Source organism: Boseongicola sp. (genome assembly GCF_057460485.1).
Window position 1 is genome coordinate 1 of record NZ_JBVCWP010000025.1, and the last position, 20,456, is coordinate 20,456.

Consider the following 20,456-nt stretch of genomic DNA (forward strand, 5'->3'; position numbering starts at 1 on the left):
ATCTCATGGCCCTTATCGGCCAGCAACCGCTCCGCCAATCGTCCGAAATCAATCTTTGCGCGCTGGCCAAAATCCATCACTTCGGCGTCAATCCCAAGCGCGCGCGCCATCCCGGCCCACCCTTCCGAGAACGTTCCCGTCGACGGCACCAACACCTTATCACCGCGAGACAGCGTGTTCGTCAGCGCCGCTTCCCAGACGCCGTGGCCGTTCGCAATATAGATCGCCGCGTGGCCTGACGTCCCCGCGATCGCCTTCAAATCCGTAACGATCCCCGGCACCATATCGGCCAGTTCCCCGTGATAAATGTTGGGCGCAGGGCGATGCATCGCCGCCAAAACGCGATCGGGAATCACCGAAGGCCCCGGAATTGCAAGATAGTGCCGACCATTTCCAAGCGACATTGAGGCATCTCCTACACACAAACACGGGTTCCTAAGACGCCCCAAACGTCGGGTCAATCACCCGCTTGCTTGTCTGCCCGGCCTATCACGGCTAGTCAGACCCGAAACCAAAAGATCGAAGTGCACGTGACAAACCCTGACGCCCCCCTTGGACAAGAGAGAACCGACGATGGCGAACGCCGTCCGCTCGTCGGTTGGCTGTGGCGTACCTATCTGAAGCCACAACGCGTTTTTATTGGGATCGCCCTCTTCCTTATGGCCATCGAGGGCTCGATGCTTGGCGCGCTCAGCTACATCGTCCGGCCAATGTTCGATCAGGTCTTCATCGCCGGGGATCGCGCGGCTGTTGGGTTGGTCGCAGCGGCGGTCGGCTCAATCTTCGTGATCCGGGCGATCTCGGCATTCGGCCATCGCACATTGATGCAAGGTGCGGGTCTGCGGATAATCACGTCGATGCAAAAAGACATGGTCGCTCACCTCGTCACACTGGACAGCCGTTTCTTTCAGTCCAACCCGCCCGGCACCTTGATCGAACGGGTACGCGGAGACACCAGCCAGGCCAACAACATCTGGGCAGTGGTCCTTGGCGTGGTGGGGCGCGACATCGTCAGCCTCATCGCCCTTTTGGCTGTCGCCATTTCGGTGGACTGGCTCTGGACTCTGATCGCCGTGGCAGGCGCCCCACTTCTTCTCGGCCCGGTCATTGGGTTGCAACGATACGTGCGTAAACGCGCGTTTGCCGCCCGTGACGCCGCCGCAAGGCTATCCAACCGCCTTGACGAGATTTTCCACGGCATCAATACGATCAAACTGAACACCAGCGAAAACCGCGAAAACAACCGCTTCAGCACCACCGCAGCCGGCTACCTCAAACAGGAAATGCACGCGCGTATTGGTCAGGCCGCAATCCCCGCCATGACCGATTTGGTGGCGGCTATCGGCTTTGCAGGCGTGCTTGTCTACGGGGGCAATCAGATCATTGACGGAGACAAAACAGTCGGCGAGTTCATGTCGTTCTTCACCGCCATGGGCCTAATTTTCGAGCCCCTGCGCCGCGTCGCCAACGTCACCGGTGCCTGGCAGGCCGCCCGCGCCAGCCTTGAGCGCATCCAGGACGTCTTTGAAGCTAGGCCGACAATCACATCGTCCACAGACCCGAAACCCGCGATTGTCGCCCCCGAAACCGCAGATATTGTGCTCGAGAACATCGTGGTGCGCTACGGCGGCGAACCCGCCCTTAGCGGCGCGACCTTCACTGCCAAAGCCGGTCAGACCACTGCGCTTGTTGGGGCATCAGGCGCCGGAAAATCAACCATTTTTAATGTTCTGACGCGACTTGTTGATCCCAGCGAAGGTACAATTACGATCCATGATACCAAAAGCACTGACCTTACGCTGGCCGACCTGCGCGCGCTCTATTCGGTCGTGACCCAGGACGCGCCGATGTTTGACGAAAGCTTGCGCGACAATATCGTCCTCAACACACCCGGCGTCACCGATGCTCAATTGGCGGACGCAGTTGAGGCTGCGCATCTCACCGAAGTCGTAGACCGCTTGCCTCAAGGCCTCGAAAGCCCCGCAGGACCGCGCGGCTCGGCCCTTTCAGGGGGCCAGCGCCAGCGCGTCGCCATCGCTCGCGCCCTTCTGCGTAACGCACCCGTGCTGCTTCTGGACGAGGCAACATCCGCCCTCGACGCGCAGTCCGAAGTCCGCGTGCAGGCCGCTCTTGATGATCTGGCCAAGAACCGCACGACGCTGGTGATCGCTCACCGCCTCTCGACCATCCGGAACGCAGACAAAATCGTGGTGATGGATCAGGGACGGGTCGTCGATGAAGGCCGCCACGAAGAGCTTCTCGCGCGCGGCGGAGTCTACGCCAGCCTCTACGCGCTACAATTCGCCAATAGCTAGCGCTTCCCCTCGTATCCGCGCATAAGGTCCGCGGGACGCACCCCAGAAAAATACCGCAAAAGCGTCCAAACATTGCGCAAGATGCGCCGTGTCCACCCATCCGCCTTGTAGCGCGCGGCAGACGTCTCGGCCACCGCCTCCAACATCCGAAGCCGCCCTTTCAATGCCCTTGCAAGGGCGACGTCCTCCATCAATGGAACCTCCGGCACCCCGCCCACGTCTTTCAGAACCGCGCACTGAACCAAAAGCCCCTGATCGCCGTAAGGCAAACCCAACACCTTCGAACGCAAGTTCGCACCAAAAGCCACCAACGCCGGCGCCATTCCGCGCGCGCGAAACGCAAGCCGAAAATACCCCGCCTCGCCCGGATGCCCCGCCATATGACGCACAACCGACTCAACCCAATACGGCCCAAGGTGCGTGTCGGCGTGCAGGATCATAACCCACTCGCCGCGCGCCAACGCAACGCCGCGCGCAATCTGCCCACCACGCCCCGCAGGTCCCTCGACGATCACCGCACCAAGCGCGCGCGCAACCTCCAAAGTACCATCATCCGAGCCCCCATCCGACACGATCAGCTCGCCGATCACTCCCTCGGTCACGCCTGTCAACAACGCTTCAGCGGTCTGCGGCAATAAAGCCGCGACATTCAGGGTTGGGATCACAACAGATAAGGGGGCGCGCATGGGGTGAAGTCCTGATTGGTTCGCTCTATATAGAGGTGAGGCAACAGGAGAGACCAGCATGCACGGCCGCACAGTTTTAAGGATCACCGGCAGCGACAGCACCAATTTCCTGCAAAACCTCATCACCAACGATATGGCGCGCCTTGGCGATGGCCTCGTGTGGACCGCTTTGTTGACGCCACAGGGCAAATACCTCGCCGACTTCTTCCTTCTGCGCGACGGCGACAGCGTCCTTCTTGACGTTGCCGATAGCCTTGCCCAGGGCCTCGCGCAGCGCCTCACGCTTTACAAACTGCGCGCCGATGTGAAAATCGAAGCCACCGACATTCAACCCTCCCGCGGCCCCGGCCTCGCGCCAGCGGGCGCGTTTGCGGATCCAAGACACGCCGAGATGGGCTGGCGCGCCTACGATGGCCGTGCCGATCAACCCGCCGACTGGGACGCACTGCGCGTCGAACACCTCATCCCCGAAACCGGGATCGAGCTTGTCCCAAACGAAAGCTACCCGCTTGAGGTCGGCTTAGAGCGCCTCCACGGCGTCGACTTCAAAAAGGGCTGCTACGTGGGCCAGGAAGTCACTGCGCGCATGAAGCACAAGACCGAGTTGAAAAAGGGCCTCGCGCAGGTCGAAATTGACGGCGACGCCTCTGTCGGCACCGAGATCACCACGCCAGACGGCAAACCCGCGGGCACGCTTTACACGCAGTCAAACGGCAAAGCCATCGCCTACTTGCGCTTTGACCGGGCAGTGGTAGACATGAAGGCCGAAACCGCCACGCTCCGCCGCATCTTTTGACTTTGAATGCGCCAAAGTAGCCCCGTCAAAAGCAAAGGGCCGCTCGAAAGCAGCCCCCAAAAGCGAATCAAACCAAAGGTATGGGCGCAAACTTACGCGCGCTCGGAGTAATCCATCGTCTCGGTGTTGACGATAATATCCTCGTCCTGCCCCACAAACGGCGGCACCATCACCTTGATACCATTGTCCAACACCGCAGGCTTGAACGAGTTGGCGGCCGTCTGACCTTTGACGACTGGCTCAGTTTCAACGACCTTGCACGTCACCTTTTGCGGCAATGTCGCGCTCAGCGCCTCACTGTCATGGTATTCAATCTTGATCGTCATGCCATCTTGCAGGAACGGACGCCGCTCGCCCAGAATATCTACCGGCAATTCGATCTGCTCGTAGGTCTCGTTGTCCATAAAGACCAACATCCCGTCGTTCTCGTAGAGAAACTGCTGATCTTTCTGCTCAAGCCGAACCCGCTCGACTTTGTCAGCCGAGCGAAACCGCTCGTTCAACTTCGAGCCATTGCGCAGATTCTTCATCTCCACTTGTGCAAACGCGCCGCCCTTTCCGGGCTTTACGTGATCGGTTTTCACCGCAATCCACAAACCGCCGTTATGTTCAAGAACATTTCCGACTCGAATCTCATTTCCATTGATTTTGGGCATGCACGTCAACCAAGCGTTAAAGTTGATATAAAGTTCATGAATGCTATATTATAGGTGTAAGACGCTGACAAGGCGGCGATAACTACAGGGGGAAGGCGCTAAGCTATGCGTTGAACGCATATGAGCCATTCCTAAATAGCAAACCTAAAGTGCTTCAGGACGCGCCATAAGGAACGCCACCCCTCGGAATGCAAGAGCAAGAATAAGAAAAAGGAAAACGTATGGCTGATTTTGTGGACGGCACCGCATTCAATCACGAGCAAGGCAACCGCGCGAAGAAGCTTTTCGCCGCTGTGGTTCTGGCCGCTCTCGATGATGCAATTGCCGACGACAAGAAATACGGAAACGGACCAGAACAGATCGCACGCTGGGCGCGCTCGCGCGATGGCCGCGAAGTTCTGTCCTGCGCTGGGATTGACCCTAACGAACGTGTTGTGAAGGGTCTGATGGAATTCGTCTCTAAAGGCGTGCGGACTTCGGTCGCTCTTAGCCGTGAAGAAAGCGAACGTCGCAACGCGGCAGAGCAGGCCAAAGCCGCCTGATCCTAAGCGACTGTTAGACAGAAAACGCGTCCTCGTTCGAGGGCGCGTTTTCTTTTTTGCAGCCCGCTCTTTTCGCGCCCCCGATGCGCCCTCTATGGTCCCCTAAAAGGAGCACCCATTAATGTCCGACGCCAATCTCCCCTTCGACATCCAATACCTCGAGCGCCTCGCAGATGTCGCAATCGGGACCGGCCTGAACCTGCAGCCGGGTCAGCAACTGGTCCTCACCGGGTCCGCCGAAACGCTTCCCCTCCTGCGCCGCATCGCAGTCGCCGCATATAAGGCAGGCGCCAGCGTTGTGACCCCGATCCTGTCAGACGAGGCAATCACCCGCGCGCGGTACATGCACGGCGCAGACAACAGCTTTGATGCAGCCCCCGACTGGCTCTTCGCTGGCATGGGACAAGCCTATGAAGCCAACGCCGCCCGCCTCCATGTCTCGTCCGAAAATCCCATGGCACTCTCGGACATGGACGCAGACAAAGTAGGCCGCGCGTCCAAAGCGAACGCCATCGCCTATAAACCTGCGCTCGAGAAAATCTCCAGCTTCGCAATCAACTGGTCGATCATCTCCTATCCAGGCCGTGCCTGGGCGCAACTCGTCTTCCCCGAAATGAGCGCAGACGATGCCCAGGCCGCCCTCGCCAAAGCTATTTTTGCAGCTTCGCGCGTCGACTGTGACGATCCTGTCGCCGCCTGGGATCAGCACAACATCGACCTTGCAACCCGGCGCGACTGGCTGAACGATCAACGCTTAGACGCCCTCCACTTCAAAGGCTCTGGCACAGACCTCACTGTGGGCCTTGCTGACGGCCACCTTTGGTCCGGCGGCGCGGCAGAAGCCAAAAACGGTATCACCTGCAATCCCAATATCCCGACCGAAGAAGTCTTCACCACACCGCATGCAGCGCGCGTCAACGGCACGGCCCGCGCCTCAAAGCCGCTCAGCCACCAAGGCAGCCTGATCGAAAATATCGAAGTCCACTTTGAAAATGGGCGCATCGTCAAAGCCAGTGCCACACGCGGCGAGGAAGTGTTCCAGAAACTTATCGAAACTGACGAAGGCGCTTCGCGGTTGGGCGAAGTCGCCCTCGTCCCCCACGCCTCCCCGATCTCGGAAAGCGGCCTACTTTTCTACAACACTCTCTACGACGAAAACGCCGCCTGCCATATCGCTTTGGGGCAATGCTACAAAGACTGCCTCGTGGATGCGGACGATATCTCAGACAAAGATCTCAAAGCCCGTGGCGGCAATTCAAGCCTCATCCACGTCGACTGGATGATCGGCGGCGCCGAAACCGAAATTACCGGTATCACTCAAAACGGCGAACGCGTCCCGGTGTTCCGGGGTGGTAACTGGGCTAACTGATCTCAGACAAGCAAACGCCAAATCATCTTTTGATCAGGAAAATCCCGGGGTAAGGTCCAAAGGACCAACGGGCAGCGCCCCTAAAACGGAACGTCGTCTCCAGCGGAGGCGGCGGCGGTAATATAATTCGCGACGACCTTCTTGTCGCCCGCTTTGTCGAACGCGATATCCAGTTTGTCGCCCTCAATCGCCGTAACAGCCCCGTATCCAAATTTCTGATGAAAGACCCGATCGCCGACGGCAAACGTCGAGACCGCGCTCATGTCGATCACCATATTGCGCGCTTCTGACGGCTGCGACATACCACGATGCTGGCTGCGTTTTTGCAGCCGCTTCCACCCCGGGGAATTGTACCCATCCGCCTCCGCCGCCGTTTCCTGCAAATTACTTTGCACCGGCTCGCCCATGCCCGCCGCCGCCGCGCCAAATCCACCGCCATAAAGCCCCGGCGGCGTCAAAACCTCCACATGCTCCGCCGGCAATTCATCAATAAACCGCGACGGCATCTGGCTTTGCCACTGCCCATACACCAGCCGGTTTCCTGCAAAACTAATCGTCGCCAGCTCCTCGGCCCGCGTGATCCCCACATAGGCCAGCCGCCGCTCCTCCTCGAGACCCTTCAGCCCCGTTTCGTCCATCGAGCGCTGCGAGGGAAACAACCCTTCTTCCCAGCCCGGCAGGAAAACGGCGGGAAACTCCAAGCCCTTGGAGCCATGCAAGGTCATGATCGAGACCTTTTCCTCGTCCTGATCGCTTTCATTATCCATGATCAACGAGACGTGCTCTAGAAACCCTTGTAAATTCTCAAAGTTTTCAAGGGCTTTCACAAGCTCCTTAAGGTTCTCTAACCTTCCAGGAGCCTCCGGCGTCTTCTCGTTCTGCCAATGCTGGGTATAGCCGCTTTCATCCAACGCCTGTTCAGCAATCTCGATGTGACTGACGCCTGCCCGCACCATTCCGTGCCAACGCTCAAGCCCCAGAACCAGCTTCTCAAGTTCCTTCGCGCCCTTGCCCGTCAGCCCCTTAGCATTCAGCAAAATCTTCGCGCCCTCGACCAGTGAAACCCCGTTGGAACGCGCCGCCATCTGAATTTTTTGTTGTGCCTTGTCGCCCAGTCCGCGTTTAGGCGTGTTCACAATCCGCTCAAACGCCAAATCGTTCTCCGGGGACACCGCCAGCCGGAAATAGGCCATGGCATCGCGGATTTCCATCCGCTCATAAAACCGCGGCCCCCCGATCACACGATACGGCAATCCAATCGTCAGAAACCGATCTTCAAAAGCGCGCATCTGATGCGACGCCCGCACCAAAATCGCCACCGATTCCAAGCCAAACGGATGCAGTCCCCGCGTCCCGCGCTGTAGGGATTCAATTTCTTCACCAATCCAGCGCGCTTCCTCATCGCCGTCCCAATGCCCGATCAAACGAACCTTCTCGCCCTCCTCGACATTGGTAAACAGCGTCTTCCCAAGCCGTCCCTCATTGCCCGCAATCACACCGGACGCCGCCGCCAGAATATGCGGTGTGGATCGATAGTTTTGCTCCAGACGCACCACTTTCGCGCCCGGGAAATCCTTTTCAAACCGCAGGATGTTGCCCACTTCGGCTCCGCGCCAACCATAGATCGACTGATCGTCATCGCCCACACAGCAGATGTTTTTGTGCCCCTGCGCCAACAGACGCAGCCACAGATATTGTGCCACGTTCGTATCCTGATACTCGTCCACTAGAATATATTTGAACCACTGCTGATACTGCGCCAAAACATCGTCGTGGTTCTGGAAAATCCACACCACATGCAAAAGCAAATCGCCGAAATCCGCGGCGTTCAGGGTCTTCAAGCGTTCCTGATATTGCTCATAAATCTCAACGCCTTGGTTGTTAAACGCCCCGTGTTCTGCTGCAGGTATCTTGTCCGGCGTCCACGCTCGGTTTTTCCAGCCATCAATCACATGCGCCAACTGCCGCGCAGGCCAGCGCTTTTCATCAATCCCTGCCGCCACGACCAACTGCTTAAGCAACCTGATCTGATCGTCCGTATCCAGAATGGTGAAGTTTGACTTCAACCCGACCAACTCAGCATGCCGGCGCAAAAGCTTCACGCAAATCGCATGAAACGTCCCCAACCACGGCACGCCTTCAACCGCCTGACCCAAAAGCCGCGCCACGCGTTTTTTCATCTCGCGTGCGGCTTTATTGGTAAACGTCACGGACAAAATCTCATTCGGCCGTGCACGGCCTGTCGACAACAAATGCACAACCCGCGCGGTCAAAGCCTTGGTTTTACCAGTGCCGGCACCGGCAAGCATCAAGACCGGCCCGTCAAGCGCCTCAACTGCCTCACGCTGCGCAGCGTTAAGCTCGTCTAAATATGGCGCGCCGCGCGCCGCCACCGCCTGCTGTGACAGGGGGATACGATCGGGGAAGTCGGAGTCATCTGCGAAACTGTTCATGGGCACGAAACTAACCCCTGACACTCAAAAGTAAAAGACTTGTTCGCATTATGTTCTTCATTCACCCGCGCCCACATTTCCCGCCTGACGCACGCCGCAAGAACACGGGGTACTTGCGTCACGCTCTATGCCGTCTCACTCTTGTTCTTTGCCGGGGGCACGATCCCCCTCGGTGCCCTCATCGCCGAATGCCTTCTGATCTGACACGCATGCCTCGTATTGTGCACGCCGCTCCTTGATCTATAACCGATCGTATGAGTCTCGATATCCGCTACCCCGCCATATCCGATCTGCGCGAAGGTGCTCGCCAACGCGTGCCACATTTCGTGTTTGAATACCTCGACAGCGCCACCGGCGTCGAAGACCAGCACAAGCGCAATATGGACGCGCTCAGGTCGGTCCATTTCATGCCCGGCATCCTTGAAGGGCCGATGACACCGGACCTCTCCACAAAGTTCCTCGGGCGCGACTACCCCCTGCCCTTCGGCTGTGCGCCCGTCGGAATGTCCGGCATCATGTGGCCCCGCGCCGAGAAAATCCTGTCGGCCGCCTGCGCCAAAGCAGGCCTGCCCTACACGATGTCGACCACCGCCACAGTCGTGCCGGAAACGCTAGCGCCCCACATCGGCGATCAGGGCTGGTTCCAGCTTTACATGCCGCATGACAAAGCCATCCGCGCCGACATGCTGGATCGTGCGACCAGATCAGGTTTTCACACGCTGGTGCTGACCGCAGACGTCCCCGTCGACAGCCGCCGCGAACGGCAGCGCCGCGCCAATCTGCAAATCCCGCCGCGCCTTAATGCGCAAATGATCTGGTCGATGATGACTCACCCGGCATGGACCATAGGCACCCTGCAAGAAGGCATCCCAAGCCTCAAATTCGGTGAAAGCTACGTCGACAAAAGCAATAAGTTCGACTCGATGGCCCATGCAGGCCACATCATCCGGGGCCAGCCGTCCTGGTCCGACATCGACGAAATCCGCGCCCTCTGGAAAGGACCGATGATTGTAAAAGGCGTGCTGAAAGAAGACGACGCAAAACGCCTCGTCGAAAAGGGCGCCGATGCAATCTGGGTCTCTAACCACACGGGCCGCCAATTCGACGCCGGGCCTGCGTCCATCCACCAACTGCCCAGAATCCGCAAAGCCGTTCCCGACACGCCGCTCATTTTTGACAGCGGCGTCACCTGCGGCACCGACATCCTGCGTGCCCTCGCGCTTGGGGCTGACTTCGTGATGATGGGCAGGGCATGGCACTACGCAGTCGGCGCCCTTGGCGAAAAAGGTCCGCCCCACCTAATGCACATTCTGCGCGATGACATTGAACTGGTGATGGGCAACCTCGGCACCCGCACGCTCTGGGATCTTAAAGGCGCGCTCATCCGTCCCGATTGGGCCTGACCCAATCCGCTTCACCTTTCCAAAATACCTCGTTTATAGCGATTGCTTGCAATAACCAGTCGACAGCACATTGACATGCAATGTGCGAGAGACCCCGCCATAATTCCAACAACAACCTTGCCCAGACCCCGCGTGGCCGCTAACAAATGCTGCAACTGCAAAAGGAAGGCACACCCATGGCTGATTTTCAGAAAATCCTCATCGCCAACCGTGGAGAAATCGCCATCCGCGTCATGCGCGCCGCCAACGAGTTAGGTAAACGCACCGTTGCCGTCTACGCCGAAGAGGACAAACTCAGCCTCCACCGCTTCAAAGCGGACGAAGCCTACCAGATCGGCAAGGGCCTCGGCCCCGTCGCTGCCTACCTGTCCATCGACGACATCATACGCGTCGCCCGCGCCTGCGGTGCCGACGCCATCCACCCCGGCTACGGCCTCCTGTCGGAAAATCCCGATTTCGTCGACGCCTGTTCCAACAACGGCATCACCTTTATAGGCCCCAAGGCCGACACCATGCGCGCGCTTGGCGACAAAGCCTCCGCGCGCAAGGTTGCGATAAAAGCCGACGTGCCTGTAATACCGGCGACCGAAGTCCTCGGCGACGACATGGCCAAGATCAAAAAACAAGCTGCAAACGTTGGCTATCCGCTGATGCTCAAAGCTTCGTGGGGCGGTGGCGGACGCGGCATGCGCGCGATCAACAGCGAAGACGAACTGGAAGAAAAAGTTCTCGAAGGACGGCGTGAAGCTGAAGCCGCGTTTGGCAACGGTGAAGGTTATCTTGAAAAGATGATCATGAAAGCTCGCCACGTCGAGGTACAGATCCTCGGCGACAGCCACGGCAACATCTACCACCTTTGGGAGCGTGACTGCTCGGTCCAGCGCCGCAACCAAAAAGTCGTCGAACGCGCGCCCGCGCCCTACCTTTCCGCCGCCCAGCGCGAACGCATCTGCGCGCTCGGCAAGAAGATTGCCGAAGCCGTAGACTACGAATGCGCCGGCACCATCGAATTCCTCATGGATATGGAAAACGGCGAGTTCTACTTCATCGAAGTGAACCCCCGAGTACAGGTCGAACACACCGTGACCGAGGAAGTCACCGGCATCGACATCGTGCAAGCCCAGATCAAGATCGCCGAGGGCAAAAGCCTTGTGGAAGCCACTGGCACCGCCTCGCAATACGACGTCATGTTGAACGGACACGCGATCCAGTGCCGCGTGACGACCGAAGACCCAACCAACAATTTCATCCCCGATTATGGTCGCATCACCGCCTACCGGGGCGCCACAGGTATGGGCATCCGCCTTGACGGTGGCACGGCGTATTCCGGCGCTGTCATCACACGCTATTACGATTCACTTCTCGAAAAAGTCACCGCATGGGCGCCCACTCCCGAAGCTGCCATCGCCCGCATGGACCGCGCGCTTCGTGAATTTCGCATCCGTGGCGTGTCCACAAACATCGCCTTCGTCGAAAACCTCCTAAAGCACCCGACGTTCCTCAACAATGAATACCACACCAAGTTTATCGACGAGACGCCCGAGCTTTTCGACTTCAAAAAACGCCGCGATCGCGCGACGAAGATCCTGACCTATATCGCCGACATCACGGTAAACGGTCACCCAGAAACCGAAGGCCGTCCGAAACCGCACGCCGAGGCCCGCGACCCCATCGCGCCCAAGCTGCGCACCGACGCCCCCCCCCCGGCACCCGCAATATTCTTGAAGAATTCGGCCCCGAAGCGCTGGCCGACTGGATGCTCGACCAGAAGCAACTTCTGATCACCGACACCACAATGCGCGACGGCCACCAGTCGCTTTTGGCCACGCGGATGCGCTCGATCGACATGATCAACGCCGCCCCCGCTTATGCCGCCAACTTGCCGCAGCTTTTCTCGATGGAATGCTGGGGCGGAGCCACCTTCGACGTTTCTTACCGTTTCCTGCAGGAATGCCCGTGGCAGCGCCTGCGCGATCTGCGTCAGCGCATGCCGAACCTTATGACCCAGATGCTGCTACGCGGAGCCAACGGCGTTGGCTACACCAACTACCCCGACAACGTGGTGCAGTTCTTCGTGAAACAGGCAGCGGAAACCGGCGTCGACGTGTTCCGCGTATTTGACAGCCTGAACTGGGTCGACAACATGCGCGTCGCCATGGACGCCGTCGTAGAAAACAACAAAGTCTGCGAAGGCACCATCTGCTACACTGGCGACATCCAAAACCCGGAGCGCGCAAAATACGACCTGAAATACTACGTAAATATGGGCAAAGATCTAAAGGCCGCCGGCGCACACGTCCTCGGCCTCAAAGACATGGCAGGGCTCTTGAAACCCGCCGCAGCCCGCATCCTAATCAAGGCCCTGAAAGACGAGGTCGGCCTGCCGATCCACTTCCACACCCACGATACCGCCGGCATCGCCTGCGCGACCATCCTTGCCGCGTCCGAAGCAGGCGTAGACGCCGTCGACTGCGCCATGGACGCCCTGTCCGGCAACACGTCTCAGGCCACGCTCGGCACTATTGTCGAGGCCCTTGCTGGCCACGATCGCGACACCCGCCTCGACATTGGCGCGGTGCGCGAAATGTCGAACTACTGGGAAACCGTGCGCAGCCACTACGCGGCGTTTGAAAGCGGCCTGCAGGCCCCCGCCTCCGAGGTCTATCTCCACGAGATGCCCGGTGGCCAGTTCACCAATCTCAAAGCACAGGCCCGCTCCCTTGGCCTTGAGGAACGCTGGCACGAGGTGGCCGAAATGTACGCCGACGTGAACCAGATGTTCGGCGATATAGTCAAAGTCACGCCATCCTCCAAGGTTGTCGGCGACATGGCCCTGATGATGGTGTCGCAAAATCTTAGTCGCGCGGACGTTGAAGACCCGAAAAAGGACGTCTCCTTCCCTGATAGCGTGATCGACATGATGCGTGGCAACCTCGGCCAACCTCCGGGTGGTTGGCCAAAAGCGATCCAGAAGAAGATCCTCAAAGGCGAACGAGGCTCAACCGACCGCCCCGGCCTTCACGCCACAAGTGTCGACATCGAGAAAACCCGTACAGAATTGTCGGCAAAACTCGACGGCATGGACATCGACGACGAGGATCTAAACGGCTACCTCATGTACCCCAAAGTTTATCTCGACTACATGGGCCGCCACGACACCTACGGTCCCGTCCGCACATTGCCGACAAAGAATTTCTTCTACGGCATGGCCCCCGGTGATGAGATCTCTGTCGAAATCGACCCCGGCAAAACCTTGGAAATTCGCTGTCAGGCCATCGCCGACACGAACACCGAAGGCGAAGCCAAGGTCTTCTTCGAGTTGAACGGCCAACCCCGTATCGTGCGTGTCGCAGACCGCTCCTCGACCGGCGCGCAAGCCGCCCGCCCCAAGGCCGAACTTGGAAACGAAAACCACGTCGGCGCGCCGATGCCCGGCGTCGTCGCCTCGGTCGCTATTCAGGCCGGTGGCAAAGTCAAAGAGGGCGATCTGATGCTGACGATCGAGGCCATGAAAATGGAAACCGGCATCCACGCCGAACGCGACGCAATAGTAAAAGCTGTGCATGTGACGCCGGGCGCGCAGATTGATGCTAAGGACTTGCTGGTCGAGTTGGAGTAACGGGTCCTCGGCTAAAAACCTGCACGACCCATGCTTCAACCAACGTGGACGCGGTAAATCCGCTCCAAAATGCTGCCTCATATCCAGAGGTATTTACTTTCCACGCTGACCTAAAAATTCGTTGTTCATCGCAATGCTCACCGCAAAAATCCTCACGGCTTTAGGTATGGATGCGCGCGACGATGACATATTCGAGCCGAAGCAACCGGACCTAAATGCGGCCTCTGGCATAGCCCTGCCGATCTCGGCAATTCTACCAGACAACGTCGCCTGCATTTGCGTTCTGGGGTCTTATCAGCTCCCGGAGCTTGTCAAAGTGGAACAGGATTTGCTCACGTGGCAAGGAGAGGTCCGCATTGCCACTCATAATGACAACATTGCTTTTTGTAAGAATTCTGAAACCGTCCAGTTTAAAATAGACATCCAGGCAACACACAAAACCGTCCATATTTTGGATTAGCGCGAGGATTTAACGCAGTAGCGCAGCAGGTGCGGTTCGCCCACTCTGCTCAAGAAAACACAACTCGGTTCATTAGTCTGCACAAAGCTCCATGAGACGCACCATGTATGGTTCAGCTTGGTCAAGGGGGGCTGCGCTTATGTCAGCATTTGCCTTCGCAATCTCTCGTTCTTGTGCGTCGCCTTGTTGCCAGCCAACGACGTTGATGTTGACGGTGAAAAGGTCCGAGTGCCCTTTCCAAAGGACCTCCATAGCCTTGATCGCCTCGGCACAGATCTCGTGAGGCTCTGGCTCGGAAAATGACGCCTGCGCAGATATAAACGAAACGAAAAGGACCATGCATAATTTCCCCATATGTGTCTGCTTACCAAGCTTAATTGGGCAAAGAAGTTGAAGAGAAATGGCCTGCTTTCAGCAACTACTTTCAGCCAATTAGAACGTGAAGGACCTGCTGGTCGAGCTGGAGTAGTTTGGTAAGTGCAGCGGCGGACTTAAGTCTGGCTGTTGCGCGCTCTAACCGGCCGCAATTCTGTTAAGCATGTCCGATGATGCTCACAAGTAAGACCACGCCGCAGATCAGTATCGCCAACCAGAATATCTGCTGCATGACAAAGGCCGTGACACTAAAACCCACCGCATATAGGCAAGCTGGTGCGGTTCATTCCGACAATGTCCGATGCCCCCAAGCACGACCGCTATGCCTGCAAGATAAAGCCCAGAAATCGTGATGACGCGCCCGTAGTCCGCTGGCAGAGGTGTGGGTTCTGGCGCAGGCTCGCCTGACAATATGCGCGCCGCAATCTACTTAATCTCAGCCGCGATCTCGCCTATTAAAGTGCCGCTGCTCTGCTCCGCCAGCCCGAAAAACACCGAGAGTTAAATAGCGATAATCAGCGAACTCGCTCCGCCCAAAACGAAGCCGATAAATCCAAACTTCGCCGGTCGCTCTTGGGCTTTTTATTCCACTGTGCCTGCCCGTTCGCAACTCGCCGAGGCCGGGATACGCAAAGCAGACGGCCAAATTATGGCATCATATCGCGAGGTTTTCCCAGCCGGTCGTCAAATCCTATCGCGTGAGTTAACGACACAATAGCGCTCACGAAGCCTCTGATTTCAAAAGAAAAGCCCAAAACACAAGAAATTTATTTCTTGTCGCGGGCGGCTTTCTCTTCTTTGGTCAGCTTATTGTTCCACGCATTGTTACTCAAACCTAACTCGGCCGCGAGTGGTTTGGTCTTCCCAATGCTTACTTTTCCACCCTTGTTCAGGAACTCCTGAATAAGCGCATCGTCGGTGGTCTCTTTTGGAACCTTTTTCATATGCGCATGCCTACCCCGAAGATTTGGTCGAGGCAACACGCGGATATCGCCCCCGAGCGAAAACTCTTCTCTCGACTAAATAGCCGCGCCTGAGCGTGGCCAATTCCTTCCCGGTTCTCCGCGATCCTCTGCACCCCCACCCTTCCTTGGGTCCTTAAAATCCCGGGGGAGGCCAGAGCCCCAACTCCCCCTTCAGCCCATGTGACCCCACACCCGTACAACCGTGCTATTTCCTCCAGAAACTACACCAAAACCCAGGACGCGCTCAATGCACCGTCTCGCTGCCCTCCCCCTATTCCGCCCCCCCTCACCACACCGGCGCAAGCCATCGTCCTCAACGGCCAAATCCTGCGCCAGACCGGGCAAGGTGAATTCAACATCCTGAAAACTGAAACGCCCTTCGCGGTGGGTGAAGACAACTCAACACAGACCCACCTCTACGCCTTCAATAAGGACCAGAATATCGTCCTCGATGCCCCAATTCGTGTCGACATCGGCGGCGTTGAGGGACGCATCACCGCTGGCACCGAAGTCGCCAGCCACTAAGTGTTTTTTGACAGCCATTCCGGCGCCCACTACGGCTTTGTCGACTTCGACGCACCAATCCTCGGCATCGCCGCGTACCAGGATACCATGGGCGCCACAGACTTCCTCGACAACACAAGCGTCACCTGCACCGGCACCAACCTGTGCAGCCTTGAAAAAGGCGGTCTGGTCTGGATTGACGATAAGAACCTGACTCGCCTCTGGGTCTATTGGGCCGGATCGTCTCCCGGTGACAACGCCCGCGTCTTTACTGAACGCCCCCTAGGCGCCCTGATGATGTAAACCTTGGCAAAAGCACCTGTATAGCATCCCCTGAACGCCCACTACACAAACGCCAAAGCATCGAAGTGCGAAATCGTATCGCCCTCTTCTCTTTCCTCATCCCTGACTATGATGAGGCCATCGGTTTCGATCTGAACGAAGACACCGATCTTGGCGACGAAAAAAACGCTGCGGCCGCATCTCGCCACCCGGCGCGGACACCGATATCCTGCTCGCACGCGCCATCAACGCAAAGCAATCGGCAACCAGGGCAGGGGTCGCGTCTGGCTGTTCCTCGAAACTCTCGAGTTCAACACAGATCACGCCCTTATCGAAGCCGCAGGCGGTCGCTTCGAAGGTCCATCCGCGTTGAACCCTATGGCCGCGTCGCCGTCTGGGCCGACCTATGGGGCAATCGCTGGGACGTGATCCAGTTCGCCAATCCGGACCGCAGCGGCACCGCCGCCTGACCACGCATTAACGATTTCGCAATTCACGACCCCTAGACCGACCTCCAGCGTAGCCTTCGGTGTTTCGCGAACGGCCGCAATTATCCAGCTATTGCCTCATTGTTGTAGTTAATCCGCCCCATTCGCAGCCGAGTTTCCAGCAACCGTTGCGAAGGAGCGAACCCATGAACTGGAAAATGCGCGGACGTGTTTTTGGCCTTGTCCTGCTCAGCGTAAATTTTGTCGCCGCCAACGCAAGCTACAGCATCGGCCCTGCGCAAGCTGGCGCAAGTGATCCGATCATCACCGCGCAAACCCGCGCCACCGCGATTACCGTAGCCGAAGAACAGGCCCGCACTCATCTTGGGTCATTCCTTGACTACACGTTGGATGACAACGGCATCGCACGCGACAATGCTGCGATCAAAATCGTTATGTCCGGCTATGGCAGCGACGACGAAGTCGTCTGGGTTTCGCCTTTTGCCATGCGCGATGGCCGCTACGTCGGCATTCTCGCGAACGAGCCCAAAACAACCGAAACCAAGCACGTCGGCGATCCCGTGGCGTTTGACGCCGCACAGGTGCGCGACTGGTATTTCTTTGGCGACGACGGAAAAATGTACGGCAGCTACACCACCCGAGTGATGCTGACCGAAATGGCGCCAAACACGGCGCGCCAAATCACCCAAATCCTGTCCCCGACCCCGGTTCCGGCGCATTGGTAAGACCGCCGCGCCCGCGCGCCAAACCACTCCACAGAAACCGACTTCAAGCCCAGCACCGATATCGCGCACTAAACACGGCCTAAAACTGCAAATGTCGCGAATTTTCCCCTTGCCAGTCCGGCGAGGAGTTTATATCTCCGCCACACCCAAGGATGCGGGCGTAGCTCAGGGGTAGAGCATTACCTTGCCAAGGTAAGGGTCGTGAGTTCGAATCTCATCGCCCGCTCCAATAATCAGCTTTCCTTAAAGCTGTTGGGTAAATTCTACACAAAGACCATCGACCTCGCGGGCCTCAGGCCCGCGCGATCTTTGTGGTCTACACTTTAAATGCGCCCAAGAGTGAAGCCCAGGCAACGCCTCTTCAAGCGGCGTCACCACAAACTAATCGGCATGCAACAAAACACGCGAAGGCCGGATCTTCTGGATCGCATGTAACCGATTGTCATCAGACCTCGCCGGTTGGCTGCCCTAAATCTCGATATTTCCAATCAAATCTGACGCTCTTTACGCGTCCTTTTCCTTAGGCGTCTGCAGTGCCAACCGTGAAAAGCCCGTCGCTTCGTAAGACTATTCACACAGTTTTACTTCATCAAAATGATCGGTGCCCAAGGCGGTCACGCTCTGTGGTGCAGGATGCCGCACTGCGCCAAGTCTCGCGTCACCGCGCTTTGCGCCTGCGGTCACGGCACCTTTGCACAAGTGCATCACTTCAGGATTAGAGTACCCAAGATGCATTGCTTGCTTAAAAATTATGCCTGAAGCTTATCATATGAGCGGTTTAAAAAAACTGTGGGCGATCACCGGCCTTGCGGCTCTTCTTCCGGCAACGGCCGTCGCGGGCCCCGACTTGCATGACCTTTTTGCCACCTGCACCGGAAGGCTTTCCGCCCAGATGGAGCATCAATGGCTGCTCCGAGACGGCGCATCCTCCGTCACCGAACGCCACCGCGCCAGTATGATTGCGGTCCTCGACGCTCTCACAACAGAAGAAAACGCCGCCAAGGCCCTGTCGATCCGCATCAACAGCAAATACGCCCAAGCCGCCCTTCTCAGCCGCGCCACTTTTAATCGTGACGCTGGAGATGCCGAATGGGCCGGCCGCAAAGCAGACCGCGACGTCGCCACTTGCCTAATACTCATCTTACCCGATCCCACCCCGGCCGATCGCCAAGCAGGCGCCGACACCCTCAACCCGTTCGGCGAAACACCCCCCGCTCAATACGCACGAGTCGTTCAAGACTGACTCCTAAGTCTTCCAGAATCCCTGCTGCGCAAAAAAACAGCACAGCCCCTCAAAGGGGTGAAATTTTGTGCATCTGGCTCGTGTCGACCGGCGCAACGCCTCGCACCGCCTACCCTTTTCGCTGCATTGCGGCAGAGTTTCTCCGTCGGCACCTGCTGCCGAAACGAAAGCGTGCGATGGTGTTGGCCGTTCACTCCACACACCACCGCACTTCGCAATGAAAATTGCGTGGGGGATATTTGGTCTTCAGACCTGCTGTTGGCAAGACCTCTGCGCATGTCGCACGAAGGATTATTCGCGATGTCGATGAAACTGTTAACCACAACAACCGCTGCCGCTTTGTTGGCATCTAGCTTGCCGGGCTTTGCCCAAGAGGCAAGCTGCCCGATCAAAGTTGGTGTTCTGCACTCGCTCTCTGGCACGATGGCAATCTCGGAAACCACCCTGAAAGACACGATGGAAATGCTGATCGAACAGCAAAACGCTGCTGGTGGCGTGCTTGGCTGCGAACTGGAAGCCGTCGTCGTTGACCCTGCGTCCGACTGGCCGCTTTTCGCTGAAAAAGCCCGCGAACTGCTTACGGTACACGAAGTAGACGTCACTTTTGGCAACTGGACATCCGTCAGCCGCAAGTCCGTTCTTCCAGTAATCGAAGAACTGAACGGCCTCCTCTTCTACCCTGTTCAGTATGAAGGCGAAGAAAGTTCAAAGAACGTCTTCTACACAGGCGCGGCCCCAAATCAGCAGGCTATCCCGGCCACGGATTACTTCCTTGAAGAGCTTGGCGTTGAAAAATTCGCCCTTCTCGGGACCGACTACGTCTACCCGCGCACCACAAACAACATCCTCGAAAGCTACCTTCAGCAACAGGGCATCGCGGCGGACGACATCTTCGTCAACTACACGCCTTTCGGCCACTCCGACTGGTCCAAAATCGTGGCTGACGTCGTGGCCCTTGGCGCAGACGGCAAAAAAGTCGGCGTGATCTCCACGATCAACGGCGACGCCAACGTCGGCTTTTACAAAGAACTCGCCGCCGCCGGTATCTCGGCAGACGACATCCCGGTTGTGGCTTTCTCGGTCGGTGAAGAAGAACTGTCGGGTCTCGACACATCGAACCTCGTCGGCCACCTTGCAGCGTGGAACTACTTCCAGTCCGCCGATACCGAAGCCAACGAAGGCTGGATCGCCGCATGGAAAGCCCGCATGGGCGAAGAGCGTGTCACCAACGATCCAATGGAAGCGCACTATATCGGCTTCAACATGTGGGTAAACGCGGTTGAAGCAGCCGGTACCACCGATGTCGATGCGGTCCGCACTGCCATGTACGGTCAGGAATTTCCGAACCTGACAGGCGGCACAGCAGTCATGCTGCCAAACCACCATCTCTCCAAGCCGGTTCTGATCGGTGAAATTCAGGCAGACGGCCAGTTTGACATCATCAGCCAGACTGCAGAAGTGCCGGGCGATGCTTGGACCGACTTCTTGCCAGAATCGGCCGTTCTGGTCTCTGACTGGGCCGAGCTTGGGTGCGGCATGTACAACACCGAAACCGAAAGCTGCGTGCAGATCAAATCTAACTACTGATCTGAAACTAAAAGCTTAATTAAGCAA

17 protein-coding genes, 1 tRNA gene and 2 pseudogenes are annotated in these 20,456 nt (G+C 57.7%); 14 read left to right on the forward strand and 6 right to left on the reverse strand.

Going from position 1 to position 20,456, the window contains the following annotated elements; translation table 11 throughout:
- A pseudogene (locus tag AC221Y_RS05565) lies at positions 1–404 on the reverse strand (alanine--glyoxylate aminotransferase family protein); the annotation flags it as partial.
- A 126-nt stretch (positions 405–530) separates the two neighbouring features.
- Here AC221Y_RS05565 and AC221Y_RS05570 point away from each other — a divergent pair.
- On the forward strand, positions 531–2,315 hold the full coding sequence (locus AC221Y_RS05570) for an ABC transporter ATP-binding protein (RefSeq protein WP_299748767.1): 1,785 nt from the start codon (positions 531–533) through the stop codon (positions 2,313–2,315).
- On the opposite strand, the gene AC221Y_RS05575 is transcribed toward AC221Y_RS05570, so the two are convergent.
- Entirely contained in the window at positions 2,312–3,001 is a 690-nt protein-coding gene (locus AC221Y_RS05575) for a TIGR04283 family arsenosugar biosynthesis glycosyltransferase (protein WP_486706924.1), read from the reverse strand. The two genes, AC221Y_RS05570 and AC221Y_RS05575, sit on opposite strands and share 4 nt — an antisense overlap.
- 58 nt (positions 3,002–3,059) lie before the next feature.
- Here AC221Y_RS05575 and ygfZ point away from each other — a divergent pair, with 58 nt between their 5' ends.
- On the forward strand, positions 3,060–3,797 hold the full coding sequence (gene ygfZ / locus AC221Y_RS05580; RefSeq protein ID WP_299748773.1) for a CAF17-like 4Fe-4S cluster assembly/insertion protein YgfZ: 738 nt from the start codon (positions 3,060–3,062) through the stop codon (positions 3,795–3,797).
- A 92-nt stretch (positions 3,798–3,889) separates the two neighbouring features.
- Here ygfZ and efp read toward each other — a convergent pair whose 3' ends face one another.
- Positions 3,890–4,453 (reverse strand): elongation factor P, encoded by a 564-nt coding sequence (gene efp / locus AC221Y_RS05585; RefSeq protein WP_299748776.1) that lies wholly within the window; start codon positions 4,451–4,453, stop codon positions 3,890–3,892.
- Between the two features lie 221 nt (positions 4,454–4,674).
- On the opposite strand from efp, the gene AC221Y_RS05590 reads away from it, so the two are divergent.
- Positions 4,675–4,995 carry a DUF6280 family protein gene (locus AC221Y_RS05590; RefSeq protein ID WP_299748779.1) on the forward strand — a complete coding sequence of 107 codons (321 nt, stop codon included), beginning with the start codon at positions 4,675–4,677 and terminating at the stop codon, positions 4,993–4,995.
- A gap of 121 nt (positions 4,996–5,116) precedes the next feature.
- Positions 5,117–6,364, forward strand: coding sequence for an aminopeptidase (locus AC221Y_RS05595; RefSeq protein ID WP_486706925.1), 1,248 nt, complete (start codon positions 5,117–5,119; stop codon positions 6,362–6,364).
- A gap of 80 nt (positions 6,365–6,444) precedes the next feature.
- Here AC221Y_RS05595 and AC221Y_RS05600 read toward each other — a convergent pair whose 3' ends face one another.
- Positions 6,445–8,817: an ATP-dependent helicase gene (locus AC221Y_RS05600; protein WP_486706931.1), complete on the reverse strand. Its 2,373-nt coding sequence runs from the start codon at positions 8,815–8,817 to the stop codon at positions 6,445–6,447.
- A gap of 254 nt (positions 8,818–9,071) precedes the next feature.
- On the opposite strand from AC221Y_RS05600, the gene AC221Y_RS05605 reads away from it, so the two are divergent.
- The 3 genes and pseudogenes from AC221Y_RS05605 to AC221Y_RS05615 all read left to right on the forward strand — a co-directional run bounded on the left by AC221Y_RS05605 (position 9,072) and on the right by AC221Y_RS05615 (position 14,299).
- Complete coding sequence (locus tag AC221Y_RS05605; RefSeq protein ID WP_299748788.1) at positions 9,072–10,220, forward strand: alpha-hydroxy acid oxidase; 1,149 nt, start codon at positions 9,072–9,074, stop codon at positions 10,218–10,220.
- A 176-nt stretch (positions 10,221–10,396) separates the two neighbouring features.
- Positions 10,397–13,839: pseudogene (locus AC221Y_RS05610) on the forward strand (pyruvate carboxylase).
- Positions 13,840–13,972: 133 nt separating this feature from the next.
- Positions 13,973–14,299, forward strand: a complete 327-nt coding sequence (locus tag AC221Y_RS05615; RefSeq protein WP_299758480.1) for a hypothetical protein — start codon at positions 13,973–13,975, stop codon at positions 14,297–14,299.
- Between the two features lie 72 nt (positions 14,300–14,371).
- Here AC221Y_RS05615 and AC221Y_RS05620 read toward each other — a convergent pair whose 3' ends face one another.
- A complete protein-coding gene (locus AC221Y_RS05620) occupies positions 14,372–14,638 on the reverse strand; it encodes a hypothetical protein (RefSeq protein ID WP_299758478.1) in 267 nt (88 codons plus the stop codon).
- Positions 14,639–15,441: 803 nt separating this feature from the next.
- Positions 15,442–15,618 (reverse strand): hypothetical protein, encoded by a 177-nt coding sequence (locus AC221Y_RS05625; protein WP_486706926.1) that lies wholly within the window; start codon positions 15,616–15,618, stop codon positions 15,442–15,444.
- 201 nt (positions 15,619–15,819) lie between these two features.
- Here AC221Y_RS05625 and AC221Y_RS05630 point away from each other — a divergent pair, with 201 nt between their 5' ends.
- The 7 genes from AC221Y_RS05630 (at position 15,820) to urtA (ending at position 20,429) form a co-directional block, all read left to right on the forward strand.
- Complete coding sequence (locus AC221Y_RS05630; protein ID WP_486706927.1) at positions 15,820–16,164, forward strand: hypothetical protein; 345 nt, start codon at positions 15,820–15,822, stop codon at positions 16,162–16,164.
- Positions 16,165–16,446: a hypothetical protein gene (locus tag AC221Y_RS05635; protein WP_299751796.1), complete on the forward strand. Its 282-nt coding sequence runs from the start codon at positions 16,165–16,167 to the stop codon at positions 16,444–16,446.
- A gap of 150 nt (positions 16,447–16,596) precedes the next feature.
- Entirely contained in the window at positions 16,597–16,854 is a 258-nt protein-coding gene (locus AC221Y_RS05640) for a hypothetical protein (RefSeq protein ID WP_366141686.1), read from the forward strand.
- A 205-nt stretch (positions 16,855–17,059) separates the two neighbouring features.
- Entirely contained in the window at positions 17,060–17,599 is a 540-nt protein-coding gene (locus tag AC221Y_RS05645) for a DUF2314 domain-containing protein (RefSeq protein ID WP_299751799.1), read from the forward strand.
- Between the two features lie 154 nt (positions 17,600–17,753).
- Positions 17,754–17,828: transfer RNA gene (locus tag AC221Y_RS05650), tRNA-Gly, on the forward strand.
- 540 nt (positions 17,829–18,368) lie between these two features.
- Positions 18,369–18,842, forward strand: coding sequence for a hypothetical protein (locus tag AC221Y_RS05655; protein ID WP_299751802.1), 474 nt, complete (start codon positions 18,369–18,371; stop codon positions 18,840–18,842).
- Positions 18,843–19,142: 300 nt separating this feature from the next.
- Positions 19,143–20,429, forward strand: coding sequence for an urea ABC transporter substrate-binding protein (urtA, locus tag AC221Y_RS05660; RefSeq protein ID WP_486706928.1), 1,287 nt, complete (start codon positions 19,143–19,145; stop codon positions 20,427–20,429).
- The last annotated feature ends 27 nt before the right edge of the window (positions 20,430–20,456 follow it).